The organism is Nocardia yamanashiensis NBRC 100130 (genome assembly GCF_001613325.1).
Classification (GTDB): domain Bacteria; phylum Actinomycetota; class Actinomycetes; order Mycobacteriales; family Mycobacteriaceae; genus Nocardia; species Nocardia yamanashiensis.
Genome location: NZ_BDCD01000020.1, coordinates 53159 through 67216, shown reverse-complemented (window position 1 = coordinate 67216; position 14058 = coordinate 53159). Strand labels below are relative to the sequence as shown.

The window sequence follows — 14058 nt, the reverse complement described above, 5'->3', positions numbered from 1 at the left end:
CGGGTCAGCGGGAACGCCGGCGCTGCAACAGGATCACGGCCCCGGCCAGCAGCCCGGCCACCAGGATGGCGCTGCCGACCAGGGTCAGCTTGCGCGCCAGCGGAATATCGCGATCGGGCTCGGCGCTCGTCACGAACTCTTCGGGGGAGGAGGCGACCGGATCGAAGAGCTCCGGTTCCCGGTCTCCGGCCTGCAACAGCACCGGCCCGGTCAGCTGGAAGGACCGCTCCGGATCGGCGACCAGCCAGTTCAGCAGGCGGTCCAGATGTTCCGGGGCCGCGGTGGAGGTGGCCACGACCACCGTGCGCTTACCGCTCCAAGTCGCTTGCAGCGAACCGAAATTCAGCGGCGGCGACAGATCGATGGTGGTCTTGAGATAGGCGTCGTCACCGTAGACGGTGAGGGTGTCGCCACTGCGCGACAACGGCATCGCGATCGCGGACGGAACCTCGCCGTCCGGCACGATCAGCACCGCGGGCAGGCTGCTGTTCGCGGCATCGCCGAAGGAGGTCAGTTCCGGCCGCAGCGGCACCGCCGTCAGACGCTGCAGGGCCACCAGCACCTGTGCGGCCCGGACGGTATCGGCGAACCCGGGGGTCTGCAATCCCACCCGCACCCGGGGCAGCAGCGCCTGCGGCAGCGCGCCCAGCCCGCCCGGCGCCGGCGGCGCGGACAGCGTGCTCTGCACCTCGCCCTCCGGATCGATGGTCAGCGTGACCGGCTGCTCCAGACCGCAACCGTGGGTCAGGCCCGCCTGTTGCAGGGTGACCGTCACGGTGGTGAACCGGCTCAGCAACTGATTCGGGATGGTCACCCACTGGTCGAAACGCCCGGACGGTTCCACCGGCCAGGCCGCGATCTGCCGGTCCCCGACCGCCACGCTCAGCTGCCCGTTCAAGGTGTCCGGCAGCGGAGTGTGATTGCCGTAGAGATTGATCCGCACGCCCTGCGACGGCCGCCCCAAGCGGGTCTGGTCGATGGCGAAGGACACCTGCACGTATCCGATGGCGGTGGCGCTGAGCTGGTTCTGCCCCAGCTCCTGCAGCGTGGTCGATTCCGGGGCCAGCTGCGGCGCGGCGGGCAGGCCGATGGCGGTGGCGTCGGTGCCCAGCGCCGCGCGGGCCAGATCGCTGGTGAGCAGGCGCATCTGGACCGGCAGCGACTGCGCGTCACCGGACACGGTCAGCACCGGCGCGGGCCCACCGGCCAGCCGCAGCCCCGGATCGCTCGATTCGCGCACCGCCACCTGGCGTTCCAGGAAGGCCGGGGGATGATCGGGAAGCGTCGCGCCGGAATCGAACCGGCGCACGTCCACCGCCACGGGCCGATTGACATAGCGCGCGGTCACCGCCGTCACCAGCTGCAGCGCGGCCGCCGACTCGGTCTGCGACGGGTTCGCGGGCAGATACACGGTGAGCCGGTCCAGTGCCGCCGGCAGGAACTCGGCCACCGTGGCGGGCTGCTGTTCCTCCCCGAAGTAGGTGACCGCGGCATCGGTGAGCGTCATCGGCTGCCCGGTCCAGTCGTCCGGGCAGATGCCGGGTTCGGGCACCAGCGCGGAGATCAGCGTGACCGCCACCGCATTGCCCTTCACCTCCGCCCCGGCCAGCGAGATGCGCAGTGGCGCACGGGGATCGGCGGGCAGATTCACCCTATCCAGCACCTTCTGCCCCGATCGCGCCTCCAGGGTGCCGCGCGCCAGGGTCGGCGGCAGCTGCACCGTGCCCACGAGGGCGGTGGGCGCCAGCCCGGGCAGGATGGGCAGGGTGAGCGTGATCTCGTGGGTCCGCCCCGGGAACCGCAGCGCCTTGCCCAGGCCCAGGCTCTGCAGTGCGAGCGGATGATCGGCGGGTTCGGCCGTGGCGATCACCGGGGTGGTGACGGCCAGCGCCGCGGTCGTGAGCGCCAGCAGCGCCAGGGCCGAGCGGCGCAGCACGCCGGAGGGGAGAGCACGCAGGGTCATCGCTGAGCTCCTGAGCTACGTCGGTGGGCGCGAAATCGCCCTACAGCCAAGTGGATTCGCCGAAAACCGCACCGCTGTCGTCGACCTCGGGGGATTTCGTGAAGAGATAGGTGTAATGCCGGATGGCGACCGGCCCGGTGCACTGGTTGACGATGATGTGGAAGTCGCGGATCACGATGGTCCCCACCGTGCCCGCCACCACCTCCTTCTCGCCGACCGGGACCTCCTTCACCTCACCGGCCGAGAGGTTCAGCGTGGCAACGGGATTCGGGTTCGCGCCGAGTATCAGCGGCGGAATGGCCGCGCCCGGGTCGGTGCCCAGGATCTTGCCCGGATCGATGGTGGTGCCGACGGTGAGGTCCGGGGTGGCGCCCACCGTGCCCGCGCCGATGCTCACCGCGCAACCGACGTGATAGCCGGTCTTGAGCACCCCGGTGGCGGGGCCGAGGATGTGCCCGTAGGCGATATTGTCGACGAACGCCTCGCGGGTGGTGCCCACCATATTGAGTGGGGCGACGCGATTGATCCGTTCGTCACGATGGCCGACGACGAAACTCCCGTTGAGCGATTGAATCGTGCGCTCGTGCGGCGGCAGCGCTTCGACGTCGGCATGCGCCGCTGCGGAGGGGGTGAGGGTGGCGGCTGCGATGAGAAGGCTTACGGTCCCGAGTTTGCTGGCCACCAGCAGACTGTAGTAGCCGACACGTATCAATCTCGGGAAGACACGCGGTGGTCAGTCTGGGAAATCCCTGCTCAGGACGATATGCGGTGTAGCCGCTCGGGGTGATTCCGGTTCAGCCGCGCGCGAGGGCGATGAGCCAGCGGGCCGAGGTGATGGTCGCCGCCGCCAGCACGGCGATCTGCGGCGAACCGGTGATCAGCGCCAGCAGCAGGCCGACGACCAGGCCCGCGCCCAGGGCTTCGAGCTTGTACACCGGCCACGCCGTGCCCGCGAGCTCCACGCTCGCCCGGCGTGCGGGAGAACGGTCGACTTGCGTGGGGTGAACCAGTGCCATCAGCTCAGGCTACCCGCGGACCATAAGTTCGGGCAACCGAACTTTGCTGTGGTGTGGTCCATGGAACAAGAACGCGGCGGCGCGTGTTGTGCCCGGCATGCCACTAACCGGAGAGTACGAACCCAGCACATCCGATTGGGCCCGCGAACAGGCCGAGAAGTTCGAGAATTCGGGCGGCACCGAGGGCACGACCATCAAGGGCAAGCCGATCGTCCTGCTCACCAGCCGCGGCGCCAAGACCGGCAAACTCCGCAAGACCGCGCTCATGCGCGTCGAGCACAACGGTGAGTACGCCGTGGTCGCCTCGCTCGGCGGCGCGCCCAAGCATCCGGTCTGGTACTGGAACATCAAGGCCGAACCGCACGTCGAGTTGCGCGACGGGGCCGTGGTCAAGGACTACGACGCCCGCGAGGTGACCGGCGAGGAGAAGGACCTGTGGTGGAAGCGGGCCGTGGAAGCCTGGCCGGATTACGCCGGATACCAGACCAAGACCACCCGCGAGATTCCCGTCTTCGTCCTCACGCCCCGCGACTGAGTTCGGATCGGACAGTGCCCCGGCAGTTGCTGCCGGGGCATTTTCGTAGGTGGCAAACCGGATGATTCGCCCGATTGTCGGCGCTGCCTCGAGCGCGCGCCCCGCTCCCGGCTAGCATGTTCGGGTGTCTGATCCGCTTGCTGTAGCCGAGAAAGTGTCCAATCCGCTGCCCGAACTGACGGCGGACGAGATCGATGCGGCCGCGAAGCGAATTTCCGACATTATCGAGCCGACGCCGCTGCAACGCATCGCACGGCTGTCGGCGCTGACCGGGGCCGAGGTCTACCTCAAGCGTGAGGACCTCACCGCCGTGCGCTCCTACAAGCTGCGCGGCGCCTACAACCTGATCGTGCAGCTGACAGCGGCCGAGCGCGCGGCCGGCGTGGTGACCGCCAGCGCCGGAAACCATGCCCAGGGCGTGGCTTTCGCCTGCAAGGCCATGGGCATCAAGGGCCGCATCTACGTGCCGACCACCACCCCGAAGCAGAAACGCGACCGCATTCGCGTGCACGGCGGCGAGTTCGTGGAGCTCATCGCCACCGGCGACACCTACGACGCGGCCGCCGCGGCCGCCGCCGACGATGTCGCCCGCACCGGCGCGACCATGGTGCCGCCCTTCGACGATCCGCGCACCGCGGCCGGGCAGGGCACCATCGCCGCCGAGTTCCTGGAACAGCTGGGCCGCGAACCCGATCTGGTGATCGTGCCGGTCGGCGGCGGCGGCTGCCTCGCCGGCGTCGGCACCTATCTGCGCGAAAGGTCGCCGCGCACGGCCATTCTCGGCGTGGAGCCCTCCGGCGCCGCGTCCATGACCGCCGCGCTGGTGGCCGGGGGACCGGTGACGCTGCCCGAGATCGATCCGTTCGTGGACGGGGCGGCGGTGCGCCGCATCGGCGCGGTGCCGTTCCAGGCGGTGTCGCGCTTCGGCGGCCACGTCCGCTCGCACGCCTCGCTGCCGCTGCTGACCAGCACCGAAACCGATTCCGGCGCAGGGTCTTTCCGCATGATGCAGGTCGACGAAGGCGCCATCTGCACCGCCATGCTCGAGATCTACCAGAACGAGGGCATCGTGGCCGAACCGGCGGGCGCGCTGTCGGTGGCCGCGCTGCGCGAGGTGCACATCGAACCCGGCTCCACCGTGGTGTGCCTGCTGTCCGGCGGCAACAACGACGTCTCCCGCTACGGCGAGGTGATCGAGCGCTCGCTGGTGCACCAGGGGCTGAAACACTATTTCCTGGTGGACTTTCCGCAGGAGCCGGGCGCGCTGCGGCGCTTCCTGGACGAGGCGCTGGGGCCCGACGACGACATCACGCTGTTCGAGTACGTCAAGCGCAACAACCGGGAAACCGGTGCGGCTCTGGTGGGTATCGAACTGGGCGCGCCGGAGGGACTGGACGCGCTGCTGAGCCGCATCAAGGCCTCGCGAATCCAGTGCGAGCGGCTGGATCCGGGTTCCCCGGCCTACCGCTACCTCACCTAGACGTGCAGCCGGTAGCCGGCGGCGGCCGGGTGAATCAGCTGGGGCGCACCGAGTTTGCGTTCCAGCCTGGTCATCAGGTCGTCGATGGCGACCGGTGACGGCTCGTTGCAGTATTCGGCGAGTTCGCCCCGGGTGACCAGACTGCCCGGCCGCGCCGTCAGCAGTTCCAGCGCGGCGAATTCGCGCATGGTCATGATCAGCAGCACCCCGCCGCGCTGCACCCGCCGCCGGACCCGGTCCACCACCAGATCGCCGATGGTCAGGATCGGCGACGGCGCGTGCGCGCGGCGCTGGCACAGCGCCCGCACCCGGGTGGCCAGCTCGCCGAGCGAGAACGGCTTGGCCAGGTAGTCGTCCGCGCCGCCCGCGTAGCCCTCGGTCCGGATCGCGGGACTGTCGCGGGCGCTGATCAGCAGCGCGGGGGTGTGATCACCCGATTCGCGCTGCCGGCGCACCAGATCCAGGCCGTCGCCGTCGGGCAGCCCGCGGTCGACGATCAGGCAGTCGTAGAGCCGGGCCCCGCAATGCCGGCACGCCTCGGCCAGATTCCGGGTCAGATCGACGGTGAATCCGGCATCACGCAAACCCTGGGCAACGCGTTCCCCCAGCTCGTCGTCGTCCTCGCACACCAGTACCCAGGCCGTGCGTCCGGTTCCTCGATCGTCGAGCATGGCGCCAGATTGTCACAGAGATCATGAACGAATCATGAGCGATCGCCGTATAGGTCCGCCGCGTTAACACTACGGTCGCGGTTAACAACCGCGTCGGGGGCGCGCGATGACTCGGGTAGTCCACTACGCATGAAACCGAACAGTCAGGGGCGGAGGCTAGTTTCATGAAGAAAAGGCTGGTGGTGTGCTGCGACGGCACTTGGAAAGCCGAATCCAGCGACACCGTTTCCAATATCGTGAAAATCGCGCAGGCCGTGAGCTTGCGAGGCACCGACGACAACGGGGAAGTCGTCGGGCAGCGGGTCTTCTACGTTTCCGGTCCGGGAGCGCGCGGATTCGCCACGGACAAGTTGCTGGGCGGCGCCTTCGGCTACGGGCTAGAGGCGAATCTGTCCTCGGCGTACTGGCAATTGGCGCTCAACTACGAACCCGGCGACGAGATCTACATCTTCGGTTTCAGCCGCGGCGCGTACACCGCGCGCAGCCTGGCGGGAATGATCGACCGGCTCGGAATCCTCAAGCCCGAGGCCATGATTCGCAAGCAGATCTACAAAGAGGCGCTCGATATCTATCGGACGCCGAAACCGCTGCGGGGTGATCCGGTTCCGGATCGCGCGGTGCAATTCCGCGCCGACAACTCCTTCCCCGAATCCAGCCGGATCCATTTCCTGGGCGTCTTCGACACCGTGGGCGCGCTGGGCATTCCCGGGATTTCGCGTCGGCGCTACAAATTCCTCGACGTGCACCTGTCCGCCGGCGTGCACTGCGCCCGGCAGGCGCTGTCCATCGACGACCGGCGGCGCGCGTTCGAACCGTGCCTGTGGACGGTGCCGGTGGAATTGCGGCACAAATATCGCCGCACCGACCGGGTCAAACAGGTCTGGTTCGAAGGTAAGCACAGTGACGTCGGCGGCGGTCTCGAACGTTGTGTGCTGTCGGATCTGTCGCTGCGCTGGATGATTCACGAGGCGCACGCCGAGGGCCTGGAATTCGATCCGGTGCGGCTGCGCGAGTTGCTGCCGGACGATCCGGCGCCGGCGCTGCGGCACGAGATCCGCACCTGGCCGGGCCTGGGTTACAGCATCCTGAATCTCGTTCGGCTGCTTCGGCATCCGCGCAGCAAGCGGTTCTACTGGGACGCGTGGCGGCGGCTGCTCACGGACGGCGATCAGAACAGCTACCTGGCCTCGACGGTCGATATCTCCCAGCACGCCAACCTGCGCCGCTGGGCGGCGGCGCTGCCGGACGACGCGGCGCTGTCCGGCCTGATCGAGCAGATACCCACCGGGCCGCTGCCGCAGCGGCGGCCGGCGCCGGTCACCCGGCCGATCTTCGTGCCCGAACCGGCCGCGACCGACACCGTGCTGGTGCTGGAGACGGCCGAACCGGACGACGAGTCGGCCGCCTGATCAGCGCACCAGCAGGGCCACGGGCAGGCGCGCGAAGAGCTTCTCCAAGCGCGCCCGGCCCGAGAAGGTGTGGCCGGTGAGCCGATCGGTCCAATGCCCCTGCGGCAGATCCAGGACCGTATCGGCCCAGCCGCCCTCCTCGTCGAGCCGGATGCTGTGCCGGGTGGCGGCCACGATCACCTCGGGCGTCTCCCCGGCGCGGCCGCGCGCGAAGGACACCAGGTGCGAGGCCTGCTCGCCGCCGGCGAAGAGCGGAGTGTAGGTGCCGCCGACGAAACAGTCCGGGCGTTCCCGGCGCAGCCACAGCGCATAGGCCGCGATCCACATCTTGACCGCGCCGGACGGGTCCAGATCCGGTGTGCCGGTGAGCGATTGCAGCAGCAGGGTGCGGTGGGTGAAGTCGACCGGGCGCCGATTGTCGGGATCGACGAGCGCGTCCTCCCACAGTTCGGTGCCCTGGTAGATGTCGGGGATGCCGGGCCCGCACAGCTGCAACAGCTTCTGCGCCAGCGCATCCGACCAGGCGTGGGTGGCCAGATCGGTGACGAACTCGCCGAGTTCCGCGCCGACCGGGCCGTCGATGACGGCGTCGATCCAGCGGTGCACCTGGTTCTCGAATTCGAGATCCGGTTCCTCCCAGGAGGATCGGGTGCCCGCCTCGCGCACGGCCTTCTCCGCGAACACGTGGATGCGTTCCCGGAAACCGGGCACCACCGCGGCCGGGCGGCCGTCGGCCGGCCAGGCGCCGAACATGTTCTGCAACAGGAACAGCGTGGTCGCGCCGTCCGGGCCGGGGGCCATCTCGTTCCAGGTGGTGACCGCGCGCGCCCAGATATCGGGCACCTGCGAGAGCATGCCGATACGGGCCCGCACATCCTCGCCGCGCTTGGTGTCGTGGGTGGACAGCGTGCTCATGGCGGCCGGCCAGCGCACGGCGCGTTCGGCATTGGCGAGATGGAACTCCACCAGCGAACGGCCCCAGCGGGTCGGGTCCGCGCCCAGCTCCTGCAGCGACACCAGGCGCGCGGCGCGGTAGAACATGGTGTCCTCCACGGCTTTCGCGCTCATGGCCACGCCGACCTGATGGAAGCGCATGGCCGCCTCGCCGTGCGCCGCGAGCGCGGTCGCCAGCACCTGCAGCGGCGCGGTGAGTTCGCCGTTGCGCCGGGCCACCTCGGCCACCACCGCGCGCACCACCCCGGCCAGCGGCGCGTAGTCGGTGCGGGCCACCGGCATGAACGAGAGCACTTCGATGACGGCGTTGGTGAGCGACATGGTGTCGAAGGTGCCGGCCCGCGCATCGTGTTTGACGGCATTGACCAGGCGCCGGATCTCGGGCACCAGCATCGTCTCGGCTACCGCGCGTTTGATGCGGTGCCGCTGTTCGTCGAACCAGGCGCGGTCGCTGCCGTGCCCCGTGAACTGCCGCGAGAGCTCGGTGAGTTGCTTCTCACCGTCCGGGTCGATGAGCACCCCGCCGATATCGGCGAGCGCGTCGTAGCCGGTGGTGCCGTCGATGGGCAGGGTGGCGTCGAGGGGTTCCTGATCCGAGAGCACCTTCTCGATCAGCAGCAGCCGGCCCGGGCCGATGAGTTTGCGCAGCCGGATCAGGTATTCGGCGGGGTCGGCCAGGCCGTCGGGATGGTCCACCCGCACGCCGTCGATCAGGTCGTGCTCGCACCAGGCCGCCAGTTCCCGATGGGTGGCGTCGAAGACCGCGGCCTCCTCCTGCCGCACCGCGGCCAGCCCGCCGACCGTGAAATAGCGCCGGTAGCCGCACAATCCGGACTTCCAGTTGACCAGCCGGTAGTGCTGCTTGTCGTGGATGCGCAGCGCGTTCTCACCGTCGGTGCCGGGTGCGATGGGGAAGCGCATATCGTGCAGCGCCAGCATCGGTTCCGGGCCGCTGCGATCCACGGTGAGCGCGGCCGGATCGTTCTCGTTGGCCAGCACCGGCAGCGCGATGCGCCCGCCCGCGCCGTTGGCGGGACCGAAGTCGATATCGAACCAGCGCGCGTACTGCGAATCCTTGCCGTTCCGCAGCACGTCCCACCACCAGGCGTTCTGCCGCGGGTCGGCGACGCCCACGTGATTGGGCACCAGGTCCACGATCAGGCCCATGCCGCGGCTGCGCACCTCGTCGGCGAGCGCCTTCAGCCCGGTCGGCCCGCCCAGCGCCTTGGACACCGTGGTCGGGTCGGTGACGTCGTAGCCGTGGGTGGAGCCGCGCGCGGCGGTCAGGATGGGCGACAGATACAGGTGCGAAATGCCCAATTGCTGCAGGTATTCGGCGATGCCGCGGGCATCGGCGAAGGTGAGCGCGTCGGGCCGCAGCTGCAGCCGGTAGGTGCTGCGCACGGGCGTCTGCCGGGCGATGGGTCCGGTGGTGTGTTCGGGCGAGCTGGTCATGGCGGTATCGATCATGCCGTACGGCGGAGGACGAGCAGACAACGTGCGGGGACTCGCACGGTGGACGCGGCGGGGTGCACGCGCGGCGCGGCGGGTATGCCGGTGGGGGCGGAGCAGTCCAGGGCTATCTCCCAGTTATTGCCGTGTTCCGGGTCGGGCAGGGTGAAATCGAGCGCCGCGTCGTGGGCGTTGAAGCAGAGCAGGAACGAGGCGTCGGTAATGCGTTCGCCGCGCGGCCCGGGTTCGCGAATGCCGTCGCCGTTGAGGAAGACGGTGAGCGAGCGGCCGAAACCGTTGTCCCAATCCGGATCGGTCATGGGCGCGCCGTCCGGAGTGAACCAGGCGATGTCGTCGGGATGGTCGTGGGTGGGGGCGGGGCGGCCGTCGAAGAAGCGCCGCCGCCGGAACACCGGGTGCGCGGTGCGCAGAGCGACTGCGCGGCGGGTGAATTCGAGCAGATCGGCTTGGGCGTCCAGCAGCGACCAGTCCATCCAGGACAGGGCGTTGTCCTGGCAGTAGGCATTGTTGTTGCCCTGCTGGGTGCGGCCGAATTCGTCGCCGTGCAACAGCATCGGGGTGCCCTGGGACAGCAGCAGGGTGGCGAGCAGATTGCGTTGCTGGCGGGCGCGCAGGGCCAGGATCGCCGGATCGTCGGTCGGGCCTTCGACGCCGCAGTTCCAGGAGCGGTTGTAGTTCTCGCCGTCCAGGTCGCCCTCGCCATTGGCGGCATTGTGTTTCTCGTTGTACGACACCAGGTCCGCCAGGGTGAAGCCGTCGTGCGCGGTGACGAAGTTGATGCTGGCCGAGGGGCGGCGGCCGGTGGCCTCGTACAGGTCCGAGGAGCCGGTGAGCCGGGAGGCGAACTCGCCCAGGGTGGCCGGTTGCCCGCGCCAGTAATCGCGCACGGTGTCACGGTATTTGCCGTTCCATTCGGTCCAGGCGACCGGGAAATTGCCGACCTGATACCCGCCCTCGCCGACGTCCCACGGTTCGGCGATCAGCTTGACCTGGCTGACCACCGGATCCTGGTGCACCAGATCGAAGAAGGTGGAGAGCCGGTCCACGTCGTGCAGTTCCCGGGCCAGGGTCGCGGCCAGGTCGAAGCGGAAACCGTCCACGTGCATCTCGAGGACCCAGTAGCGCAGCGAATCCATGATCAGTTGCAGGGTGTGCGGATGCCGGACGTTGAGGCTGTTGCCGGTGCCGGTGTAATCCATGTAATGCTGCGGATCATCGTCCACCAGACGGTAATACGCGGCATTGTCGATGCCCCGGAAACAGATGGTCGGCCCGAATTCATTGCCTTCGGCGGTGTGGTTGTAGACCACGTCGAGGATCACCTCGATATCGGCGGCGTGCAGGGCGCGCACCATGGCCTTGAACTCGCTGACCGCCGCACCGGGCGCCGGGCTCGCGGCGTATTCGGCGTGCGGGGCGAAATAGCCGAAACTGTTGTAGCCCCAATAGTTTCGCAGGCCGCGGTCCAGCAGGATGCGGTCGTGCAGGAACTGGTGCACCGGCATCAGTTCGACGGCGGTGATGCCCAGGCCGCGCAGATGCTCGACGATCGCCGGATGCGCCATGCCCGCGAAGGTGCCGCGCAGGGGCGGCGGGACGTCCGGATGGGTTTGCGTCATGCCCTTGACGTGGGCCTCGTAGATGACGGTCTCGTGATAGGGCCGCCCGGGCGCGCGGTCGCCGGCCCAATCGAAGAACGGGTTGATGACCACGCCGGTCATGGTGTGGCCCAGCGTGTTCTGACCGTGGTTGTAGGGCGCCGCATCGGCCCCGAATGCGCCCGTGAACGCCTTGCCGTACGGATCGAGCAGCAGCTTGGTCGGATCGCAGCGCTGCCCCAGCGCCGGATCGTAGGGTCCGTGCACGCGGAAACCGTAGCGCTGACCGGGGCCGACGCCGGGCAGATAGGCGTGCCAGACGTACCCGTCCACCTCGTCCAGGGGAATGCGGGTCTCGCGGTCGCGCTCGTCCAGCAGGCACAGCTCGACCCGCCGGGCGACCTCGGAGAACACCGAGAAATTGGTGCCGGCTCCGTCGTAGGTCGCGCCCAGCGGGTAGGCGGTTCCCGGCCAGACCCCGAGCGGGGCTTGGTCGGTGGTCGCGGGGGCCATGCCCAGACCCTATCGGTCCGGTGCGAGGTCCTCGCCGAGTGCCCTGCGCCAGGTCTGGCCGAGGAGATCGTGGCCGAAACTGTGGTGCGAATTCGATTCCGCCAATTCGAATCCGGCGCGCTCGTAGATGCGCCGGGCGGCGGTCAGCACGTCATTGGTCCACAGCACCAGTTCGCGATAGCCGGCCGCGGTGGCGAAGCGCAGGCATTCGTCCACCAGCGCGCTGCCGACGCCCAGCCCGCGGGCCGACGGTTCCACCAGCAGCAGGCGCAGCCGGGCGGTGGTATTGCTCTCCCGCATGCAGTAGACCGCGCCGACCGGGACGCCGTCGTACTCGGCGATCCAGGCGCGCTCCCGTTGCGGGTCAAGGGAATTCAGATAGTCGGCGACGATGCGGGCGACCAGCGCCTCGTACTCCTCGTTCCAGTCGTACTCCTCGGCGTAGAGCACCGCGTTGCGCTGGATCACCCAGCCGTGATCGCCCGGTTTCGGAGCGCGCAAGGTGACATGGGCCGGGTCCGGCTCGCCGGCGTCGAGAATGTTCTCGATGGTGCGCATGGCGCCGACCAGCCGGTTCCGCGCCGCCGGCGAATGCGGCCCCAGCAGCTCCCCGATTTCCCGCTGCGACCGCGAATCCAGCTCCGCGAACACCTCCCGCCCCGCCGCCGTCAACGCCACCACCTGCTTGCGCGCATCGGCCTCCGACCGCCGCCGCGCCACCAGCCCCCGTTCCTCGAACCGGGTCAGCATCCGGCTCAGATACCCCGCGTCCAGATCCAGATCCCGCCGCAGCGCCACCACCTCGGCGGCCCCGAAACTGGCCAGTTCGAACAGCACTCGCGCCTCGGTCAGCGAGAATTCGGTATCGAGCAACCCGCCCCGCAGCACTCCGATGATGCGCGTATACCGCCGGTTGAACGCACGCACCGCGGCGATGTGCCGCGCATCGACGGTATGACCGGTGTATTCGCCGGCGCTGGTGGCCATGGTCGGCTCCAATCCTTTGACTTGGTCAAAGAATACGCCACGCGGGCCGGTCGTGGCCGGATTCGCCGGGATTCCCGCTGACCGCACCCGGACTCCCGGAAACGCTGTTCCGGTGATAACTTGAACGGCGTTCAAGGCTGTCGCGGCGGGTGCCGGGCGGCCGGTCACCGACCCGGAGGACGACCCGTGGCAATGACCCCCGACGAGATCGGCGCCGTCGACGCGGCGCACGTGTGGCATCCCTACGGCGGGTTCCCGGCCAGTACCGAACCGCTGGTCGTCGCGTCCGCCTCGGGTACCCGATTGACCCTCGCGGACGGGCGGGAACTGGTCGACGGCATGAGCTCGTGGTGGGCGGCGGTGCACGGGTACGCGCATCCGGTGCTGGACGCGGCGCTGCTGGCGCAATCGCGGCGGATGAGTCATGTCATGTTCGGCGGGCTGACTCACGAACCGGCCGTGCGGCTTTCGCAATTGCTGGTGGAGCTGACGCCGGAGGGGCTGGACAAGGTTTTCCTCTGCGATTCCGGATCGGTGTCGGTGGAGGTCGCGGCGAAGATGTGCCTGCAATACCAGCGCGCGGTGGGGCGGCCGGAGAAGCGGCGGCTGTTCACCTGGCGCGGTGGGTATCACGGCGATACCTTCACGCCCATGAGCGTGTGCGATCCCGAAGGGGGCATGCACTCGCTGTGGACCGATGTGCTCGCCACCCAGGTGTTCGCGCCGACACCGCCGAGCGAGTATGAGCCGCAATACGTTTCGGAGCTGGAACGGCTGCTGGCCGAGCACGCGCACGAGGTGGCGGCGGTGATCGTCGAGCCGATCGTGCAGGGAGCGGGCGGGATGCGGTTCCACCATCCGCGCTACCTGCAAGATCTGCGTCGGCTCTGCGACGAGCACGACGTGCTGCTGGTGTTCGACGAGATCGCCACCGGATTCGGGCGCACCGGAACGTTTTTCGCCGCCGACGCGGTCGGGGTGCGCCCCGATGTGATGTGTGTGGGCAAAGCGCTCACCGGCGGGTACATGACACTCGCCGCGGCGCTGTGCACCTCCGAGATCGCCGAGACGATCAGCCGCGAGCACGGCGGGCTCATGCACGGGCCCACCTTCATGGGCAATCCGCTGGCCTGCGCGGTGGCGGTGGCATCCATCGAACTGCTGCTCTCGCGGGACTGGCAGGGCGAGGTGCGGCGCATCGAAGCGGAACTGAGAACCGGGCTCGCACCGGCGCGAGAACTCCCCGGCGTGGCCGAGGTGCGGGTGCTCGGCGCCATCGGCGTGATCGAACTAGACCATTCGGTAGACATGCGGAAGGCGACGCATGCCGCAGTCGACTCCGGCGTGTGGTTGCGGCCCTTTCGCAACCTGATCTACTCCATGCCGCCGTTCATCAGCGGCACCGCGGACGTCTCGCGGATCACGACGGCCATGCTCGCGGCCGCGGCCGTCTGATCGC

The 14058-nt window shown here is 68.8% G+C and carries 11 protein-coding genes; 4 read left to right on the top strand and 7 right to left on the bottom strand.

Features of this window, described 5'->3' with window-relative positions:
* Positions 1 to 4 precede the first annotated feature (4 nt).
* The 3 genes from NY1_RS23345 to NY1_RS23335 all read right to left on the bottom strand — a co-directional run bounded on the left by NY1_RS23345 (position 5) and on the right by NY1_RS23335 (position 2979).
* Positions 5 to 1963 (bottom strand): hypothetical protein, encoded by a 1959-nt coding sequence (locus NY1_RS23345; protein ID WP_067717216.1) that lies wholly within the window; start codon positions 1961 to 1963, stop codon positions 5 to 7.
* Between the two features lie 40 nt (positions 1964 to 2003).
* Complete coding sequence (locus tag NY1_RS23340; protein WP_067717213.1) at positions 2004 to 2645, bottom strand: MspA family porin; 642 nt, start codon at positions 2643 to 2645, stop codon at positions 2004 to 2006.
* Between the two features lie 112 nt (positions 2646 to 2757).
* Positions 2758 to 2979: a hypothetical protein gene (locus tag NY1_RS23335; RefSeq protein WP_067717210.1), complete on the bottom strand. Its 222-nt coding sequence runs from the start codon at positions 2977 to 2979 to the stop codon at positions 2758 to 2760.
* A gap of 97 nt (positions 2980 to 3076) precedes the next feature.
* Between NY1_RS23335 and NY1_RS23330 the strand changes: the two genes are divergently transcribed.
* Both NY1_RS23330 and ilvA read left to right on the top strand, forming a co-directional pair.
* The gene (locus NY1_RS23330; protein WP_067717207.1) at positions 3077 to 3514 is read left to right on the top strand and encodes a nitroreductase family deazaflavin-dependent oxidoreductase; all 438 of its coding nucleotides are present in this window, start codon (positions 3077 to 3079) and stop codon (positions 3512 to 3514) included.
* Between the two features lie 124 nt (positions 3515 to 3638).
* Positions 3639 to 4994: a threonine ammonia-lyase IlvA gene (ilvA, locus tag NY1_RS23325; protein ID WP_067717204.1), complete on the top strand. Its 1356-nt coding sequence runs from the start codon at positions 3639 to 3641 to the stop codon at positions 4992 to 4994.
* Here the strand turns inward: ilvA and NY1_RS23320 are convergent.
* The gene (locus NY1_RS23320; protein WP_067717201.1) at positions 4991 to 5665 is read right to left on the bottom strand and encodes a response regulator transcription factor; all 675 of its coding nucleotides are present in this window, start codon (positions 5663 to 5665) and stop codon (positions 4991 to 4993) included. The two genes, ilvA and NY1_RS23320, sit on opposite strands and share 4 nt — an antisense overlap.
* 164 nt (positions 5666 to 5829) lie before the next feature.
* Here NY1_RS23320 and NY1_RS23315 point away from each other — a divergent pair, with 164 nt between their 5' ends.
* Entirely contained in the window at positions 5830 to 7074 is a 1245-nt protein-coding gene (locus NY1_RS23315) for a T6SS phospholipase effector Tle1-like catalytic domain-containing protein (protein ID WP_067717197.1), read from the top strand.
* Here NY1_RS23315 and treY read toward each other — a convergent pair whose 3' ends face one another.
* From treY to NY1_RS23300, 3 genes are read right to left on the bottom strand one after another with little or no spacing between them, the layout of a single operon-like run.
* Positions 7075 to 9483 carry a malto-oligosyltrehalose synthase gene (treY, locus tag NY1_RS23310; protein ID WP_067717195.1) on the bottom strand — a complete coding sequence of 803 codons (2409 nt, stop codon included), beginning with the start codon at positions 9481 to 9483 and terminating at the stop codon, positions 7075 to 7077.
* Positions 9484 to 9494: 11 nt separating this feature from the next.
* The gene (gene glgX, locus NY1_RS23305) at positions 9495 to 11612 is read right to left on the bottom strand and encodes a glycogen debranching protein GlgX (RefSeq protein WP_067717192.1); all 2118 of its coding nucleotides are present in this window, start codon (positions 11610 to 11612) and stop codon (positions 9495 to 9497) included.
* A 9-nt stretch (positions 11613 to 11621) separates the two neighbouring features.
* On the bottom strand, positions 11622 to 12599 hold the full coding sequence (locus NY1_RS23300) for a bifunctional helix-turn-helix transcriptional regulator/GNAT family N-acetyltransferase (RefSeq protein WP_067717190.1): 978 nt from the start codon (positions 12597 to 12599) through the stop codon (positions 11622 to 11624).
* Between the two features lie 192 nt (positions 12600 to 12791).
* Between NY1_RS23300 and NY1_RS23295 the strand changes: the two genes are divergently transcribed.
* Positions 12792 to 14054 (top strand): adenosylmethionine--8-amino-7-oxononanoate transaminase, encoded by a 1263-nt coding sequence (locus tag NY1_RS23295; RefSeq protein ID WP_067717187.1) that lies wholly within the window; start codon positions 12792 to 12794, stop codon positions 14052 to 14054.
* Positions 14055 to 14058 lie beyond the last annotated feature (4 nt).

Coding starts and splice junctions, on each gene's coding strand:
- NY1_RS23345 (WP_067717216.1), bottom strand. CDS start 1,963: ATGACCCTGCGTGCTCTCCCCTCCGGCGTGCTGCGCCGCTCGGCCCTG.
- NY1_RS23335 (WP_067717210.1), bottom strand. CDS start 2,979: ATGGCACTGGTTCACCCCACGCAAGTCGACCGTTCTCCCGCACGCCGG.
- NY1_RS23330 (WP_067717207.1), top strand. CDS start 3,077: ATGCCACTAACCGGAGAGTACGAACCCAGCACATCCGATTGGGCCCGC.
- NY1_RS23320 (WP_067717201.1), bottom strand. CDS start 5,665: ATGCTCGACGATCGAGGAACCGGACGCACGGCCTGGGTACTGGTGTGC.
- NY1_RS23315 (WP_067717197.1), top strand. CDS start 5,830: ATGAAGAAAAGGCTGGTGGTGTGCTGCGACGGCACTTGGAAAGCCGAA.
- treY (WP_067717195.1), bottom strand. CDS start 9,483: ATGACCAGCTCGCCCGAACACACCACCGGACCCATCGCCCGGCAGACG.
- glgX (WP_067717192.1), bottom strand. CDS start 11,612: ATGGCCCCCGCGACCACCGACCAAGCCCCGCTCGGGGTCTGGCCGGGA.
- NY1_RS23300 (WP_067717190.1), bottom strand. CDS start 12,599: ATGGCCACCAGCGCCGGCGAATACACCGGTCATACCGTCGATGCGCGG.
- NY1_RS23295 (WP_067717187.1), top strand. CDS start 12,792: ATGACCCCCGACGAGATCGGCGCCGTCGACGCGGCGCACGTGTGGCAT.